The organism is Pseudomonas sp. WS 5027 (assembly GCF_012985695.1).
Classification (GTDB): domain Bacteria; phylum Pseudomonadota; class Gammaproteobacteria; order Pseudomonadales; family Pseudomonadaceae; genus Aquipseudomonas; species Aquipseudomonas hygromyciniae.
The window spans coordinates 12,470-29,064 of sequence record NZ_JAAQWU010000035.1 but is presented as its reverse complement, the minus strand read 5'-3'; the positions used below and the strand labels follow the sequence as shown (position 1 = coordinate 29,064).

Annotated in this window: 16 protein-coding genes; 14 read left to right on the top strand and 2 right to left on the bottom strand. The window is 60.4% G+C overall.

The genetic code is table 11. From position 1 onward, the window contains the following. Window positions 1-287 precede the first annotated feature (287 nt). Window positions 288-3,494 (bottom strand): ribonuclease E, encoded by a 3,207-nt coding sequence (gene rne / locus HBO09_RS27585; protein WP_169992746.1) that lies wholly within the window; start codon window positions 3,492-3,494, stop codon window positions 288-290. 701 nt (window positions 3,495-4,195) lie between these two features. Here rne and rluC point away from each other — a divergent pair. From rluC to HBO09_RS27570, 3 genes are read left to right on the top strand one after another with little or no spacing between them, the layout of a single operon-like run. Next, entirely contained in the window at window positions 4,196-5,155 is a 960-nt protein-coding gene (gene rluC / locus HBO09_RS27580) for a 23S rRNA pseudouridine(955/2504/2580) synthase RluC (RefSeq protein ID WP_005790558.1), read from the top strand. After that, window positions 5,142-5,804 carry an HAD-IA family hydrolase gene (locus HBO09_RS27575; RefSeq protein ID WP_169992743.1) on the top strand — a complete coding sequence of 221 codons (663 nt, stop codon included), beginning with the start codon at window positions 5,142-5,144 and terminating at the stop codon, window positions 5,802-5,804. Before rluC ends, HBO09_RS27575 begins: the two co-directional genes overlap by 14 nt. A 21-nt stretch (window positions 5,805-5,825) precedes the next feature. Continuing rightward, the gene (locus tag HBO09_RS27570) at window positions 5,826-6,815 is read left to right on the top strand and encodes a S49 family peptidase (protein WP_169992741.1); all 990 of its coding nucleotides are present in this window, start codon (window positions 5,826-5,828) and stop codon (window positions 6,813-6,815) included. A gap of 132 nt (window positions 6,816-6,947) precedes the next feature. On the opposite strand, the gene HBO09_RS27565 is transcribed toward HBO09_RS27570, so the two are convergent. Next, on the bottom strand, window positions 6,948-7,526 hold the full coding sequence (locus HBO09_RS27565; RefSeq protein WP_169992739.1) for a nucleoside triphosphate pyrophosphatase: 579 nt from the start codon (window positions 7,524-7,526) through the stop codon (window positions 6,948-6,950). 105 nt (window positions 7,527-7,631) lie between these two features. Between HBO09_RS27565 and HBO09_RS27560 the strand changes: the two genes are divergently transcribed. The 11 genes from HBO09_RS27560 to HBO09_RS27510 all read left to right on the top strand — a co-directional run bounded on the left by HBO09_RS27560 (window position 7,632) and on the right by HBO09_RS27510 (window position 16,536). Further along, window positions 7,632-8,162: a YceD family protein gene (locus tag HBO09_RS27560; protein WP_029299696.1), complete on the top strand. Its 531-nt coding sequence runs from the start codon at window positions 7,632-7,634 to the stop codon at window positions 8,160-8,162. A gap of 13 nt (window positions 8,163-8,175) precedes the next feature. Continuing rightward, window positions 8,176-8,358: a 50S ribosomal protein L32 gene (gene rpmF, locus HBO09_RS27555; RefSeq protein ID WP_008152339.1), complete on the top strand. Its 183-nt coding sequence runs from the start codon at window positions 8,176-8,178 to the stop codon at window positions 8,356-8,358. A 4-nt stretch (window positions 8,359-8,362) separates the two neighbouring features. Then, the gene (gene plsX, locus HBO09_RS27550) at window positions 8,363-9,373 is read left to right on the top strand and encodes a phosphate acyltransferase PlsX (RefSeq protein WP_169992737.1); all 1,011 of its coding nucleotides are present in this window, start codon (window positions 8,363-8,365) and stop codon (window positions 9,371-9,373) included. A gap of 127 nt (window positions 9,374-9,500) precedes the next feature. Further along, window positions 9,501-10,439, top strand: coding sequence for an ACP S-malonyltransferase (gene fabD / locus HBO09_RS27545; protein ID WP_169992735.1), 939 nt, complete (start codon window positions 9,501-9,503; stop codon window positions 10,437-10,439). Window positions 10,440-10,456: 17 nt separating this feature from the next. Then, on the top strand, window positions 10,457-11,200 hold the full coding sequence (gene fabG, locus HBO09_RS27540) for a 3-oxoacyl-ACP reductase FabG (RefSeq protein ID WP_169955212.1): 744 nt from the start codon (window positions 10,457-10,459) through the stop codon (window positions 11,198-11,200). A gap of 191 nt (window positions 11,201-11,391) precedes the next feature. Next, entirely contained in the window at window positions 11,392-11,628 is a 237-nt protein-coding gene (gene acpP, locus HBO09_RS27535; RefSeq protein ID WP_010165887.1) for an acyl carrier protein, read from the top strand. A gap of 121 nt (window positions 11,629-11,749) precedes the next feature. Beyond that, a complete protein-coding gene (gene fabF / locus HBO09_RS27530; protein WP_169992733.1) occupies window positions 11,750-12,994 on the top strand; it encodes a beta-ketoacyl-ACP synthase II in 1,245 nt (414 codons plus the stop codon). Continuing rightward, the gene (pabC, locus tag HBO09_RS27525; protein ID WP_169992731.1) at window positions 12,994-13,809 is read left to right on the top strand and encodes an aminodeoxychorismate lyase; all 816 of its coding nucleotides are present in this window, start codon (window positions 12,994-12,996) and stop codon (window positions 13,807-13,809) included. The genes fabF and pabC overlap by 1 nt, the downstream gene beginning before the upstream one ends. Before the next feature lies 1 nt (window position 13,810). After that, window positions 13,811-14,905 carry an endolytic transglycosylase MltG gene (gene mltG / locus HBO09_RS27520; protein ID WP_169992729.1) on the top strand — a complete coding sequence of 365 codons (1,095 nt, stop codon included), beginning with the start codon at window positions 13,811-13,813 and terminating at the stop codon, window positions 14,903-14,905. 19 nt (window positions 14,906-14,924) lie between these two features. Then, complete coding sequence (gene tmk / locus HBO09_RS27515) at window positions 14,925-15,557, top strand: dTMP kinase (RefSeq protein ID WP_169992727.1); 633 nt, start codon at window positions 14,925-14,927, stop codon at window positions 15,555-15,557. Continuing rightward, window positions 15,550-16,536 carry a DNA polymerase III subunit delta' gene (locus HBO09_RS27510; RefSeq protein WP_169992725.1) on the top strand — a complete coding sequence of 329 codons (987 nt, stop codon included), beginning with the start codon at window positions 15,550-15,552 and terminating at the stop codon, window positions 16,534-16,536. The genes tmk and HBO09_RS27510 overlap by 8 nt, the downstream gene beginning before the upstream one ends. Window positions 16,537-16,595: the final 59 nt, after the last annotated feature.

Sequence of the window (16,595 nt, the reverse complement as noted above, 5' to 3'; positions counted from 1 at the left end):
GCGGCCTCAAGCTCACCGCGCCTCTCTCTACCGCCATCGCGGCATAGGTATCTACACAACTTTCAGAAACTGACGAACTCTCCTGTGGCGAGCGGGCGATGCGGCGTTCCGACAAGCCCGCTCGCCACAACTGCGCTATCTGCCTGGATTTAGGCGTTGCGGCAAAGTTGTGTAGATACCTATGGCCATCGCGGGTAAGCCCCCACACATGATCTCTGTCGTTGAATGGAGCGCATAAAAAAGCCCCGCCTGATTGCTCAGGCGGGGCTTTTTAGTTGCCGTTGGAATCAGGCGAGGGGTTTAGGCTCGTGCTCTTCTTCCAGGGCTTTTGGGTTGTGCTCTACCACTTCTTCAACGGAACGCAGGTTCTCGTCGATGACCGGGGCAGTGTGCTCAACTTCAGCTTCGATGGCCGGTGCTTGCGCAACTGCCTCGACTACGGCCGGGGCCGCCGCCGCTGCTGCTTCGGCTTCTTTCTGCAGACGCTCGGCTTCACGCTTGCGACGACGCACTTCACGCGGGTCGTTAGGCGCACGGCCGTTTTCGGTGAGGGCGCTGGCAGGGGTTTCAACCACTGGGGCGACCACTTCGGCTACGACTGGGGTTTCCACCACCACCGGAGCCGGCTCGGCAACCACGACTGGTTCTGCAACCACCGCAGGTTCGGCGACAGGTGCTGGCGCTTCCTCTACCGGTGCCGGGGCTGGTGCTTCGGCGACGACGGCTGGCTCGGCAGTCCACTGGAAGGCGGTCTGTTCTTCGCGAACTTCACGCACTTCCGGGGTTGGTTCGGCAACTGGCGCTTCGACAACCGCTTCAACCACAGGCTGTGGCTCAACCACGAGCGCAGGTGCAGCCACTACTTCGGCTTCAGGCTGGGCTTCGTGAACTGGAGCAACTTCCACTTCTGGAGCGGCAGGTGCTTCGACCACGGTGGTGGCTTCCACAACTGGCGCTTCGACCACGGCAGTTTCCTGCACGGCAGCGGTGGCACGTTCGGCCTGCTGGTTGGCTTCGGCTTCGGCAGGAGCGCTGATGACCGAGCTGGCAACCGCTGCGGTAACGGCCAGGCCAGCAGCCAGTTCGGTGCTGGTTGGCTCGTTGTTGGCAGCTTCTTCAGTGGCTTCGCCGGTCTCTTCCGAGCCTTCGATCACGTTGCCGTTGGCGTCACGTTGACGCTCGCGACGGTTGCTGCGACGACGCTGGCCACGGGAGCGGCGGCGTGGACGATCGCCTTCGGCGTTGTCCTGGCCATCTTCCTGTGGCTGTTCGTCGTTGGTCAGCAGTTCTTCTTCACTGGCGGCGGCAGCTTGCTCGGCACGTGGTTGACGCTCTTCACGCGGTGGGCGTGGGGCGCGTTCTTCACGGGGCTGGCGGGCCGGGCGTTCTTCAGTCGCGGTATCCACTGCAACAGCGCCAGCGGCTGCCACGGCTGGAGCGGCGTCCAGTGGCTCGCGCAGTTCACGTACACGTTCTTCACGCTCGCCACGGGGCTTGCGATCTTCACGTGGGGCGCGAGGCGCGCGCGGTGCGCGTTCTTCACGTGGCGCACGTTCTTCACGGGCTACGGCCGGGGCTTCTTCACGGGCTTCGCGCGGTTGACGCTCTTCACGTGGTGCGCGTTCTTCACGCGGTGCACGCTCTTCGCGAGGTTTGCGTTCTTCGTCACGGCGACCGTTGCGGTTACGGCTCTGCTGACGACCGTTGCGACGCTCTTCGTTGCGTGCAGGACGTTCAGCGGCAGGCTTCTCGACCACGGCTGGAGCGACAGGCTCTTCCTTGGTGGCGAACAGGCTGACCAGCGACTTCACCAGGCCCTTGAACAGGCTTGGCTCCGGCAGGGAAGCAGGCGCGGCAACCGGGGCAGCGACTTCAGCCGGTACCGGTGCGTTGGCACGGGCCGGCGCGGTCTTGACCGCGGCTTCCTGGCGAACCAGGGTGCGGGTCGCGGCGGCTGGCTGGACTTCTTCGACTTCGGCAGCGGCAGCGGCGATTTCGTAGCTGGACTGGCCGCTGTGGGCTTCCGGGCTGTCATCACGCAGGCGCTGGACTTCGAAGTGCGGCGTCTCGAGGTGATCGTTCGGCAGGATCACGATACGGGCACGGGTGCGCAGTTCGATCTTGGTGATCGAGTTGCGTTTTTCGTTGAGCAGGAAGGCTGCAACCGGGATCGGCACTTGTGCGCGGACTTCGGCGGTGCGGTCCTTCAGGGCTTCTTCTTCGATCAGGCGCAGGATCGCCAGGGACAGCGATTCAACGTCACGGATGATGCCGGTGCCGTTGCAACGCGGGCAGACGATGCCGCTGCTCTCGCCCAGGGATGGACGCAGGCGCTGGCGGGACATTTCCAGCAGGCCGAAGCGCGAGATGCGGCCAACTTGTACGCGGGCACGGTCGGCTTCCAGGCATTCGCGGACTTTTTCTTCCACGGCGCGCTGGTTCTTGGCTGGGGTCATGTCGATGAAGTCGATCACGATCAGGCCGCCGATATCACGCAGGCGCAGTTGGCGAGCGATCTCTTCGGCTGCTTCCAGGTTGGTCTGCAGCGCGGTTTCTTCGATGTCGCTGCCTTTGGTGGCGCGCGCCGAGTTGATGTCGATGGACACCAGGGCTTCGGTCGGATCGATCACGATGGAGCCACCGGAAGGCAGTTCGACCACGCGCTGGAAGGCGGTTTCGATCTGGCTTTCGATCTGGAAGCGGTTGAACAGCGGAACGCTGTCTTCGTACAGCTTGATCTTGCTGGCGTACTGCGGCATCACCTGGCGGATGAAGGTCAGGGCTTCGTCCTGGGCTTCGACGCTGTCGATCAGCACTTCGCCGATGTCCTGGCGCAGGTAGTCGCGGATGGCGCGGATGATCACGTTGCTTTCCTGATAGATCAGGAATGGCGCGGAGCGGTCCAGGGATGCTTCTTTAATAGCAGTCCACAGTTGCAGCAGGTAGTCGAGGTCCCACTGCATTTCTTCGCTGCTGCGGCCAAGGCCGGCAGTGCGCACGATCAGGCCCATGTCAGCCGGGGCGATCAGGCCGTTCAGCGCTTCACGCAGTTCGTTGCGCTCTTCGCCTTCGATGCGACGGGAGATGCCGCCAGCACGCGGGTTGTTCGGCATCAGGACCAGGTAACGGCCAGCCAGGCTGATGAAGGTGGTCAGGGCTGCGCCCTTGTTGCCACGTTCTTCTTTTTCAACCTGGACGATGACTTCCTGGCCTTCGCTCAGGACGTCCTTGATGTTCACGCGGCCTTCAGGGGCTTTCTTGAAGTATTCGCGGGAGATTTCCTTGAGGGGCAGGAAGCCATGGCGCTCAGAGCCAAAATCGACAAAGGCAGCCTCAAGGCTTGGCTCGATGCGAGTAATCCGGCCTTTATAGATGTTGGCCTTCTTCTGCTCGCGTGCACCGGACTCGATGTCCAGGTCGTAGAGGCGTTGGCCATCTACCAGTGCAACACGCAACTCTTCGGGTTGAGTTGCGTTAATCAGCATTCTTTTCATGTTGTACCGTCGGTTTCCGGGCTGCCGGAAACGGCGTTCGGCACACACGACTTCTCACGGTCGGTGTCAGGTGCGTCAAGAGTGGTTGGCCACTCCAGTGTCCAGCAATACTGGCCAATTGGGCTGGTATCGCGACTTACGCGTCCTGCTTGCTGTGGTGACTTAATAAGCACTCAGTCAGGAGGAGGAATCAACCGGCGACTGTGGACGAGATGAAGCGTCTAAATATAAGCCTAGTGCTACACAGTCCGACGGTTGTGCATCTCCACCCTACACGTATCCCTGATAATTCGGGTGCTGCCGCGCGCAGAATCCGCAGCGGGTTGGCATTTACCGTGTTCTCCAATGGGGAGTTCACGCTCATGGCTAATAACAGGCGTTGTTTCCGAAGCATTCGCCGTGGTCTGGTACAAGACTGACTGCACTTTGTGAACTGGCCGTAAATATCGGCGCAATAGGCGAGTAATCACTCTGCTTTTTGCACTCGCTTCAGGCCTCATGTCACCTGCGCTTGTTACAATCTTGAGCCTTCCAGTGTGGCGAAAGCCCCGTAGGACGGCCTCGCGTCCTGATGAATTGCGATGGTCAGGGGCGGCTGTTTGCCGCGAGTCCTCTGCCCAGGCCGCTTTTGGCGGCGTTCGCGACTATAGCAGCAATGATTAAGTGCTTCAATTCCATAAAAAATTGTTATCATTCCCGCCATGACGACTACCACCCCCCCGACCCCCAGCGTCCAGCTGCTTGAGGTCTCGCCGGAATATGCCGGCCAACGCATCGACAACTTTCTTCTGGCCAGGCTCAAGGGCGTGCCCAAGACCTTGATTTATCGCATTTTGCGTAAAGGCGAAGTGCGGGTGAACAAAGGCCGGATCAAGCCTGAGTACAAGCTACAGGCGGGCGATATCGTCCGCGTGCCGCCTGTTCGCGTGCCTGAGCGTGACGAGCCCGTGCCACTGGCCCAGGGCCTGCTGCAGCGTCTTGAGGCGTCGATTGTCTTCGAAGACAACAAGCTGATTGTGATCAACAAGCCGTGCGGCATTGCGGTTCATGGTGGCAGCGGCCTGAATTTCGGGGTGATCGAAGCCTTTCGTCAGTTGCGTCCGGATGCCAAGGAGCTGGAACTGGTCCATCGCCTGGATCGCGACACCTCCGGCCTGTTGATGATCGCCAAGAAACGCAGCATGTTGCGCCACCTGCATACCGCTTTGCGCGGCGATGGCGTGGACAAGCGCTATATGGCGCTGGTGCGTGGCAATTGGGCGTCCTCTATCAAGAGCGTGCGGGCACCGCTGCAGAAGAGCAACCTGCGCTCCGGCGAGCGTATGGTCGAGGTGGACGAGGAGGGCAAGGAAGCGCTGACCCTGTTCAAGGTGCTCCGACGTTTCGGTGATTTTGCAACCATGGTCGAGGCCAAGCCGGTGACCGGGCGCACTCACCAGATTCGCGTACATACCCTGCACGCCGGCCACTGTATTGCTGGCGATACCAAGTATGGCGACGAGGGATTCTCCAAGGAGATCCGCGATCTGGGCGGCAAGCGCCTGTTTCTGCATGCCTATATGTTGACGGTGCCGTTGCCTGATGGTGGCGAATTGAAGTTGCAGGCGCCCGTCGATGAGATGTGGGCCAAGACTGTGGAGCGCCTGAGTGTCGCGCCCTGACTACAAACTGCTGATTTTTGATTGGGATGGCACCCTGTGCGATTCCATTGGCCGGATTGTCGAGTCCATGCATATGGCCTCGACCCGTTCCGGCTTTGAGTTGTGCAGTGACCTGGCGGTCAAGGGCATCATTGGTCTGGGGTTGCCCGAGGCCATTCGTACCTTGTACCCGCAGATATCCGACGGCGAGCTGGTAGCGTTTCGCGAGCACTACGCCGATCACTACATTGCCCTGGAATCCGAGCCTTCGCCTTTGTTTGAAGGGGTCGTGCAGTCCCTGGAGGCATTGCGCGAGCAGGGCTATCACCTGGCGGTCGCGACCGGCAAGGCCCGGCGAGGGCTGGATCGGGTGCTCAAGGCCAATGGCTGGGAAAATTACTTTGACGCCACGCGCGCCGCCGATGAAACCGCGAGCAAGCCTCATCCGTTGATGCTGGAGCAGATCATGGCCCATTGCGGCGTTTCTGCCCGTGAGTCGTTGATGGTCGGTGATGCCTCGTTTGATCTGCTAATGGCGCGCAACGCCGGTATGGACAGCGTTGCCGTCAGTTATGGTGCCCAGTCCCCGGAAGCCTTGCAGGCTTACGAGCCGCGACTGACGATTGACAGGTTTTCGCAATTGCACGCCTGGCTCAACCAGGCCCGTTAAGTTTTTGCTGGGGTAGATGGCATGACCGATGAGTGGAAGGCGCCGACCAAGGCCGCTGCCGACAATGGCGATGATAAAAGCTGGAAACTGCTGGAAAAAACCCTGCTGGCGGGCGTCCAGGAGCAGCGCCGCGCCCGGCGCTGGGGGATCTTCTTCAAGCTCCTGACCTTTACCTATCTGATTGGCATGCTGGTGTTGTTCAGTCCTTTGGTGGATATGGAAAAAAGCGCCGCCCGCAGCGGCAGCTACACCGCCCTGATCGAAGTGCGCGGGGTGATTGCCGACAAGGAGTCTGCCAGCGCCGACAATATCGTCAGCAGCCTGCGCACCGCCTTCGAGGATCCCAAGGTCAAGGGTGTGGTGCTACGCATTAACAGTCCTGGTGGCAGCCCGGTGCAGTCGGGCTACGTCTATGACGAGATCCGCCGTCTGCGCGCGTTGCATCCAGAGACCAAGTTGTACGCGGTGATCTCTGATCTGGGCGCCTCTGGCGCCTATTACATTGCCAGCGCCGCCGACCAGATTTACGCCGACAAGGCCAGCCTTGTGGGTTCCATTGGTGTGACGGCGGCCGGCTACGGGTTTGTCGGGACCATGGAGAAGCTGGGGGTTGAGCGGCGTACCTACACCTCGGGTGAGCACAAGTCGTTTCTCGACCCGTTCCAGCCGCAAAAGGCTGACGAAACCCAGTTCTGGCAGAGCGTACTCGACACCACCCATCGCCAGTTCATTGCCAGTGTCAAGCAGGGGCGTGGTGAGCGGCTCAAGGATAAAGAACATCCGGAGTTGTTCTCCGGGCTGATCTGGTCTGGTGAGCAGGCCTTGCCGTTGGGCTTGATCGATGGTCTGGGCAGTGCCAGTTCGGTGGCGCGTGATGTGATCGGCGAGAAGGAGCTGGTGGACTTTACCGTCCAGGAATCGCCGTTCGATCGCTTCTCCAAGCGTCTGGGTGCCAGTGTGGCGGAGAAATTGGCGCTGTATATGGGCTTCCAGGGTCCGGCCTTGCGCTGATCTCGCGATTGGCATAGCTCAAAATGTGGGAGCGGGCTTGCCCGCGATTGCGGTGGGTCAGCCAGCCAATGGGTTGCTGACAGGCCGTCATCGCGGGCAAGCCCGGCTCCCACATTGTTTTTTGTGGGGCTCTCAGGGGACCTGCACGCCTTCGGCCAGCAGCATATCTACCAGGCGAATCAGCGGTAGGCCGATGAGGCTGGTGGCGTCCGGGCCTTCGGTGCTTTGAAACAGGCTCACCCCCAGCCCTTCAGCCTTGAAGCTGCCAGCGCAGTCGTAGGGCTGCTCGGCTCGCAGGTAGCGCTCGATTCGCGCTATGTCCAGTTGGCGCATGGTGACGGTGAAGGGGATGCAGTCCACCTGGCAATGCCCGGTGTCGCTATTGAGTAGCGCCAGGCCGGTCAGGAAGCTGACCTGCCGGCCACTGGCTGCCAGCAACTGTTCACGAGCTATTTCGAAGGTGTGGGGCTTGCCGATGATTCGGCCGTCCAGCGCCGCGACCTGGTCCGAGCCGATGATCAGGTGCCCTGGGTGGCTGTCGGCAAGGGCGTGGGCTTTCTCTTCGGCCAGGCGCTTGACCAGCTCGACCGCAGACTCATTTGCGCGATGGCTTTCGTCGATATCCGGAGAGCTGCAGATGAACGGCAGCTGCAGGCGATTCAGCAGTTCCCGGCGATAAACCGAGCTGGAAGCGAGTAATAAAGGCAACATGTGGCTCTCCTCAAGGCAGTCGCGGATTCTAGCGAGTGGACAGTCTGGCGCACAGGGCTGAATTTCCTTTGACATGGGCGGGTGCATCCCTATAATGCTGCGCCTATGTTGAATGACCCGATTCCACCTCACGTTGACCCGCGCAAATTGGCTGATCGTGGCACCACCCTCCAAGGTGAAGTGTTGCTGGCCGATTTGGAGAGACTCTGCGACCCGCTTTCCGACAATGTCGGTACGGTGCAGGCTAAATTCGTTTTTGAGCGAGATGAACGTAAATCTGTGGTGATCCACAGCTTTATCGACACCGAGGTCAAAATGGTTTGCCAGCGTTGTCTTGAGCTGGTCACCCTGCCGATCCACAGCGAATGCAGTTATGCTGTGGTGAAAGAGGGTGCGAATACCCAGTCGTTGCCGAAAGGTTATGACGTGCTGGAACTGGGCGAAGATCCTTTGGATCTGCATGCACTGATCGAGGAGGAGCTTCTGCTCGCCTTGCCCATTGTGCCTGCTCATCATCCGGAAGAATGCCAGCAGCCGGCGGGGCTCGATGACGAGTCCGAACCGAGCGAGGACGAGGTAACGCGGTCCAACCCGTTCAGTGTATTGGCGCAGTTAAAGCGTGACCCAAACGTTTAGGAGTTAATCAATTATGGCTGTTCAGCAGAACAAAAAATCCCGCTCTGCCCGTGACATGCGTCGTTCCCACGATGCCCTGACGGCAAGCACTCTGTCTGTAGAAAAAACCACCGGTGAAATTCACCTGCGTCACCACGTATCGCCAGAAGGCGTATACCGTGGCCGTAAAGTGATCGACAAGGGCGCTGACGAGTAATCACTTGTCTGCTCAAGTCATCGCGATTGACGCAATGGGCGGGGACTTCGGTCCCCGCAGCATTGTCCAGGCATGCATTGCCAGCCTGTCTGCTACGCCCTCGCTGCACCTGACCCTCGTCGGTCAACCATCCCTACTTGAAGAACTGATTGCCAGCCATCCGGCGGTGGATCGCGCGCGCCTGACGATAACGCCAGCCAGCGAAACCATCGGCATGGATGAAAAGCCCGCCCAGGCCCTGCGTGGCAAGCCCGATTCCTCCATGCGCGTGGCCCTTGAGCTGCTGCGCGATGGCAAGGTCCAGGCGTGTGTCAGTGCCGGCAATACCGGGGCTTTGATGGCCTTGTCCCGTCATGTGCTCAAAACCCTGCCAGGCATTGATCGGCCAGCGATGGTCGCGGCGATCCCTACGCAGCGTGGCTACTGTCAGTTGCTGGACCTGGGGGCGAATGTCGATTGCAGCGCCGAGCACCTGCTGCATTTTGCCTTGATGGGCTCGGTCGCTGCCGAAGCGCTGGGGGTGGTGCGTCCGCGAGTTGCTTTGCTGAACATCGGCACCGAGGACATCAAGGGCAATCAACAGGTCAAGTTGGCCGCCAGTCTGTTGCAGCAGGCGCGGGGCTTGAACTACATCGGGTTTGTCGAGGGCGACGGGTTGTATCGCGGCGAGGCTGATGTAGTGGTTTGTGACGGCTTTGTTGGAAATATTTTGCTTAAATCCAGCGAGGGCCTGGCTACGATGATTGCCGCGCGGATCGAGGCGTTGTTCAAGCGCAACCTGGCTTCCCGGTTGGTGGGTGCGCTGGCGCTGCCGTTGATGCGGCGCTTGCAGGCGGACCTCGCCCCGGCGCGGCATAATGGCGCAAGCTTCCTCGGTTTGCAGGGTATTGTGGTAAAAAGCCACGGTTCGGCGGGGGTCCAGGGCTTTCAGAGTGCCATTGCGCGCGCAGTGATCGAGATCCAGGAGAACCTGCCGCAGCGCTTGCATGGCCGTCTTGAGGATCTGTTGCCTTAGGCGAATCGGGCCGGGAATGCTTAAATGTGACCGGCCAGTTCAATTGACCATCCAATCTGTCAGTTTCTTGCGCTCCCAGCTGTGGGGCGTCAATTCACCGACGACCAGATCATTAGGGGCTTGTTACATGTCTACATCCCTCGCATTCGTCTTTCCAGGGCAGGGTTCGCAGTCCCTCGGCATGTTGGCCGAGCTGGGCGCGCAATACCCGCTGGTCCTGGAAACCTTCAAGGAAGCTTCTGCTGCCTTGGGCTACGATCTTTGGGCATTGACCCAGGACGGGCCGGAAGAACTGCTCAATCAAACCGATAAAACCCAACCTGCAATCCTGACGGCTTCCGTCGCGCTGTGGCGCGTCTGGCTGGCTGAAGGCGGCGCACGCCCGGCTTTCGTCGCCGGTCACAGCCTGGGCGAGTACAGCGCCTTGGTCGCGGCAGGCAGCCTGACCCTCGCTGAGGCGGTCAAGCTGGTAGAGCGCCGTGGTCAACTGATGCAAGAGGCTGTTCCGGCCGGGCAGGGCGGTATGGCTGCCATCCTGGGCCTGGACGACGCCGTGGTGATCGAAGCCTGTGCCGAAGCGGCCCAGGGCGAAGTGGTCAGCGCGGTGAACTTCAACTCTCCTGGCCAGGTGGTGATCGCCGGTGCCAAGGCCGCGGTTGAGCGCGCCATCGAAGGTTGCAAGGCCCGCGGTGCCAAACGTGCATTGCCACTGCCGGTCAGCGTGCCATCCCATTGCGAGTTGATGCGCCCGGCGGCCGAGCGTTTCGCCGAGTCCATCGCAGCCATCAACTGGCAGGCGCCGCAGATCCCGTTGGTGCAAAACGTCAGCGCCGACGTGGCGCCTGACCTGGAAACCCTCAAGCGTGACCTGCTGGAGCAACTGTACAAGCCGGTTCGCTGGGTTGAATCGGTCCAGACCCTGGCTGGCAAGGGCGCTACTCAACTGGTTGAGTGTGGTCCGGGTAAAGTCCTGGCTGGTCTCAACAAGCGCTGCGCCGAAGGCGTGTCGACTTCCAACCTCAATACCCCGGATGGCTTCGCAGCCGCCCGCGCCGCACTGGCCTGAACTAAGGAGAAGCCTGCATGAGTCTGCAAGGTAAAGTTGCACTGGTTACCGGCGCAAGCCGTGGCATTGGCCAGGCGATTGCCCTGGAATTGGGCCGTCAGGGCGCTGTAGTGATCGGTACTGCCACCTCAGCCTCTGGCGCCGAGCGTATCGCCGCGACCCTCAAGGAAAATGGCGTGCAGGGCACGGGCCTGGAGCTCAACGTGACCAGCGATGAATCCGTGGCTGCCGTACTGGCCCAGATCACTGCGCAATTCGGTACGCCGGCAATTCTGGTGAACAACGCCGGTATTACCCGCGACAACCTGATGATGCGCATGAAAGACGACGAGTGGTACGACGTGGTCGATACCAACTTGAACAGTCTGTTTCGCCTGTCCAAGGGTGTTTTGCGCGGCATGACCAAGGCGCGTTGGGGGCGAATTATCAATATTGGCTCCGTAGTGGGTGCCATGGGCAACGCAGGCCAAGTAAACTACGCGTCTGCCAAGGCCGGCCTGGAAGGTTTCAGCCGAGCCCTGGCGCGTGAAGTCGGCTCGCGGTCGATTACGGTCAACTCGGTGGCTCCAGGGTTTATCGATACCGATATGACCCGCGAATTGCCTGAAGCGCAGCGTGATGCGTTGCTGACGCAAATTCCGCTGGGCCGTCTGGGCCAGGCCCAAGAGATCGCCAATGTGGTCTCTTTCCTGGCATCTGACGGTGCGGCATACGTGACTGGGGCTACAATCCCGGTGAACGGCGGGATGTACATGAGTTAAATTGTGACGGATCGCTTCAAAAAAATGTCATACGAGCTGTCTAAAATCCGTTATAAAGCTGCAATCTATTTATAGACAGGTGGCCGGTAGGGTACGAGGGTGAAGCTTTCAGTTGAAAAGCTGAAAAGCCTTTCTATACACTTACCCACTGGCCAGCTGCCTGAATTTGTCCATTAGGAGTTAAACAAGGTATGAGCACCATCGAAGAGCGCGTCAAGAAAATCGTCGCCGAGCAACTGGGCGTTAAAGAAGAAGAAGTGACCAACACTGCTTCCTTCGTAGAAGACCTGGGTGCCGATTCCCTTGACACCGTTGAGCTGGTGATGGCTCTGGAAGAGGAATTCGAGACCGAAATCCCGGACGAAGAAGCTGAAAAAATCACTACTGTTCAAGCTGCTATCGACTACGTTACTAGCCACCAGGCGTAATAGTTTGTAATCGTCGCTTGCTGTTATGGAAAAACCGCACTGCTGTAACGGCGTGCGGTTTTTTCATTAGCTCTGATGAAAAGTCAGCTCAAGTGTCGTCATCAAGAAAAAGGAGAGTGCTGTGTCGCGTAGACGCGTCGTAGTCACCGGTATGGGTATGTTGTCGCCACTGGGTACGGATGTGCCGAGCAGTTGGCAGGGCATTCTGGCTGGCCACAGTGGTATTGGTCTGATTGAACATACGGACCTTTCTGCCTATTCCACCCGTTTTGGCGGCTCGGTAAAGGGCTTCAATGTCGAGGAATATCTCTCGATCAAAGAATCCCGCAAACTCGACCTGTTCATTCAATACGGCCTGGCAGCCGGTTTTCAGGCGGTGCGTAATGCCGGCCTGGAAGTTACCGATGCCAACCGTGAGCGCATCGGCGTGGCCATGGGCTCGGGTATTGGCGGTTTGACCAATATCGAAGAAACCAGCCGCACATTGCACGAATCCGGCCCTCGTCGAATTTCACCGTTCTTCGTCCCGGGCTCGATCATCAATATGATTTCCGGTTTCCTGTCCATCCATCTGGGTGCCCAGGGGCCTAACTACGCCATTTCCACGGCGTGCACCACGGGCACTCACTGCATCGGCATGGCGGCGCGCAATATCGCCTATGACGAGGCTGACGTGATGATCGCCGGTGGCGCCGAAATGGCTGCCTGCGGCCTGGGCATGGGCGGCTTCGGCGCGTCCCGTGCGCTGTCGACGCGCAATGACGAGCCGACCCGCGCCAGTCGTCCGTGGGACAAGGGCCGTGATGGTTTTGTACTGTCCGACGGTGCCGGTGCCCTGGTCCTCGAAGAGCTGGAGCACGCCAAGGCCCGTGGCGCGACGATCTATGCCGAGCTGATCGGTTTTGGCATGAGTGGCGATGCGTACCACATGACCTCGCCACCCGCCGACGGTGCGGGCGCTGCGCGTTGCATCAGCAATGCCTTGCGCGACGCGAAGATCAACGTCGATCAAGTGCAGTACATCAACGCCCACGGCACCTCGACGCCGACTGGCGACCTGGCGGAAGCCCAGGCCATCAGGTCGGTATTCGGTGAGCACGCCTACAAGCTGGCGGTCAGTTCGACCAAGTCGATGACCGGTCACCTGCTGGGCGCGGCTGGTGCGGTCGAAGCGATTTTCAGCGTGCTGGCGATCAAGGACCAAGTTGCACCACCGACCATCAACCTTGATGAGCCGGATGAAGGCTGCGACCTGAACTTCGTCCCTCACGAGCCGCAGCAAATGCCGATCGACGTGGTGTTGTCCAACTCGTTCGGCTTTGGCGGTACCAACGGTTCCCTGGTGTTCCGCCGGTTCGCCGAGTGATGCACAGCTGGGTCGACGGTCAGCCGGCGGACGCAGTGCCGCTGAAAGATCGCGGCCTGGCCTACGGCGATGGTTTGTTTGAAACCATCGCGGTCAAGGCCGGGCAGCCCGTGCTGCTTGATCGTCATCTGCAACGCCTCGACGAAGGTTGCAGGCGCCTGGCGCTTACTGTGGACCAGGACCTGGTCCGCAGCGAGTTGCTGGCCTATGCGGCAGCCTTCGGTGACGGTGTTCTCAAGTTGATCCTCACCCGTGGCGATAGCCTGCGCGGTTATGGCATCAACGCAGGTGCCCCAGCGCGTCGTATTCTGCAAGGCAGCCCGCCTGCCACCTATCCCGAGGCTCATGGTTCATCAGGCGTTCGCCTTTTCCCATGCGTCACCCGTTTGTCCGAGCAACCCTTGCTCGCAGGTCTCAAGCATCTAAATCGCCTCGAACAGGTCCTGGCACGCGCCGAGTGGCAAGATGCCGATCACGCGGAAGGATTGATGCTGGATATGTCTGGGCGCGTCATCGAAGGCGTGTTCAGCAACCTGTTCCTGGTACATGACGGCCAGTTGCTGACGGCCGACCTGAGCCGCTGTGGCGTGGCCGGCGTCATGCGTGCCGAGCTGTTGGCCAGGGCCGAGGCGTTGGGCGTTGTCACCAGGGTTGCCGATATCAGCCTTGCGCAGTTGCAACAGGCTGATGAAGTGTTCGTCTGCAACAGCGTATATGGCATTTGGCCGGTGCTTGGATATGGGCCAATGAGCTGGTCGGCTGGGCCGCTCACCCGTAAACTGCAAGGCATTGTTCGCGCGCTATTGGGTGTTTGATTTGAGACGTAAAATTGTATTGCTGCTGGAGATCGGTCTGGTCCTGGCGGGTTTGCTGCTGGGCTTTTCGGCCTGGAAGCTGGACTCGGCCTTGAAGCAGCCGCTGAATCTGTCCCAGGAGCAATTGCTGGATGTGGCGGCCGGTGCGACCCCGACCGGTACCTTCAATCGCCTGGAAGCTGACGGCGTACTTGAGGATGCCTTTTGGCTGCGCCTGTACTGGCGTTTCAATCTGGATGGTCAGCCGCTGCACAGTGGTGAATACCGCATGACGCCGGGCCTGACGGCCCAAGGGCTGATCGGCCTGTGGCAGCGCGGCGAAGTGGTGCAGTACAGCCTGACCTTGGTGGAAGGCTGGAACTTCCGCCAGGTGCGCAGTGCGCTGGCCAAGCACGAAAAAATCGAGCAGACCTTGTCGGGCTTGAGTGACCGCGAGGTGATGGAGAAAATCGGCCATCCCGACGTCTTTCCGGAAGGGCGGTTCTTCCCTGATACCTACCGTTTCGTGCGCGGCATGACCGATGTCGAATTCCTGAAAAAAGCCTACAACCGCCTGGACGATGTACTTGATCAGGAATGGAGCCGCCGCGCGCCCGATGCGCCCTATACCGATCCCTACCAGGCGCTGATCATGGCGTCGCTGGTCGAGAAGGAAACCGGCGTACCTGAAGAGCGTGGGCAGATTGCCGGGGTGTTTGTGCGGCGCCTGAAGATCGGCATGCTGCTGCAAACCGACCCCACCGTGATCTACGGCATGGGCGAGCGCTACAACGGCAAGTTGACGCGCGCGCACCTGAAAGAAGCCACCCCCTATAACACCTACATGATCAGCGGTCTGCCACCGACGCCGATTGCCATGGTCGGCCGCGAGGCGATCCATGCGGCGTTGAATCCGGTGCCGGGCAGCAGCCTGTATTTCGTGGCGCGGGGCGATGGCAGCCATATTTTCTCCGATAGCCTGGATGCCCATAATGCCGCCGTGCGCGAGTACCAACTCAAGCGTCGCGCCGATTATCGCTCCAGCCCTGCACCGGCCGCACCGGCGACGGTTGAGCCTGTCGCGCCTGAAGCTGCGCCCGCGCAAAGCCCGCAATGACTCTGACTAAGGACTGCCTGTGACTGGCTTGTTTATTACCCTGGAAGGCCCTGAAGGCGCCGGCAAGAGTACCAACCGTGAATACCTGGCCGAGCGCTTGCGGGGCGAAGGGATCGAGGTGCTGCTGACCCGCGAACCAGGCGGCACGCCTCTGGCGGAGAAGATCCGCGAGGTGCTGCTGGCGACTGGCGACGAAGTCATGAACCCGGACACCGAGTTGTTGCTGGTGTTTGCTGCACGTGCCCAGCACCTGGCCGAAGTGATCCGGCCGGCGCTGGCCCGTGGTGCCGTGGTGATCTGCGACCGCTTTACCGATTCCACTTACGCCTACCAAGGCGCAGGTCGTGGCTTGTCCCTGGAGCGCATCGCGACCCTGGAGACCTTTGTCCAGGGCGATCTGCGCCCGCACCTGACCCTGGTCTTCGACCTGCCGGTGGATGTCGGCCTGGCGCGGGCCAGTGCTCGTGGTCGCCTGGACCGCTTCGAGCTGGAAGGGCGGGCATTTTTTGAAGCGGTGCGCGCGGCGTACCTCCAGCGTGCCGAAGCTGCACCGTCGCGCTATTGCCTGCTGGATGCCGCGCAACCACTGGAGCAAGTGCAACGGGCTATCGATGCACTGCTCCCGAAACTGTTGGAGCTTTACCGTGGCTGAGGCCTATCCGTGGCAGGACAGCCTGTGGCAGCAATTGGCCGGACGTGCCCAGCATGCCCATGCCTATCTGCTCCATGGACCGGCAGGCATCGGCAAGCGTGCCTTGGCCGAGCGCTTGATGGCTCGCCTGCTGTGTCAGCAGCCGGCAGGGCTGGAGGCGTGCGGGCAATGCAAATCGTGCCTGCTGCTCAAGGCCGGCAGCCATCCGGACAACTACGTGCTGGAGCCTGAAGAGGCTGACAAGGCGATCAAGGTCGACCAGGTACGTGACCTGGTGAGCTTCGTGGTGCAGACCGCGCAGATGGGCGGGCGCAAGGTGGTGCTGATCGAGCCGGTGGAGTCGATGAACATCAACGCCGCCAACGCCTTGCTCAAGAGCCTTGAAGAACCATCCGGCGATACCGTGCTGCTGTTGGTCAGTCATCAGTCCAGCCGTTTGCTGCCAACCATTCGCAGTCGTTGCGTGCAACAGGCCTGCCCGCTGCCGAGCGAGGCCATGAGTTTGCAATGGCTGGGCCAGGCCTTGCCGGAGTGCAGTGAGCAGGAACGGGTTGAATTGCTGACCCTGGCGGCCGGCTCGCCCCTGGCGGCGGTCAGCCTGCAGGCCCAGGGCGTGCGCGAGCAGCGTGCGCTGGTGGTCGATGGGGTGAAGAAGCTGCTCAAGCAAGAGCAGTCTGCCACCCAACTGGCCGAGGGCTGGAAAGACGTGCCGCTGTTGCTGCTGTTTGACTGGTTCTGTGACTGGTCCAGCTTGATCCTGCGCTATCAACTGACCCAGGACGAGAACGGCCTGGGTCTGATGGACATGCGCAAGGTCGTGCAGTACCTGGCGCAAAAGAGCGCCCAGGACAAGGTTTTGAACATTCAGGACTGGATCCTCGCCCAGCGCCAGAAGGTCTTGGGCAAGGCCAACCTGAACCGGGTGCTGTTGCTTGAGGCACTGCTGGTGCAGTGGGTCGGATTGCTCGGCCGACGTTGATATTCTCGGGGCCGACGGATGTCTCGTTGGCCAGACACTTCCTGTTACGCAAGTTGTAA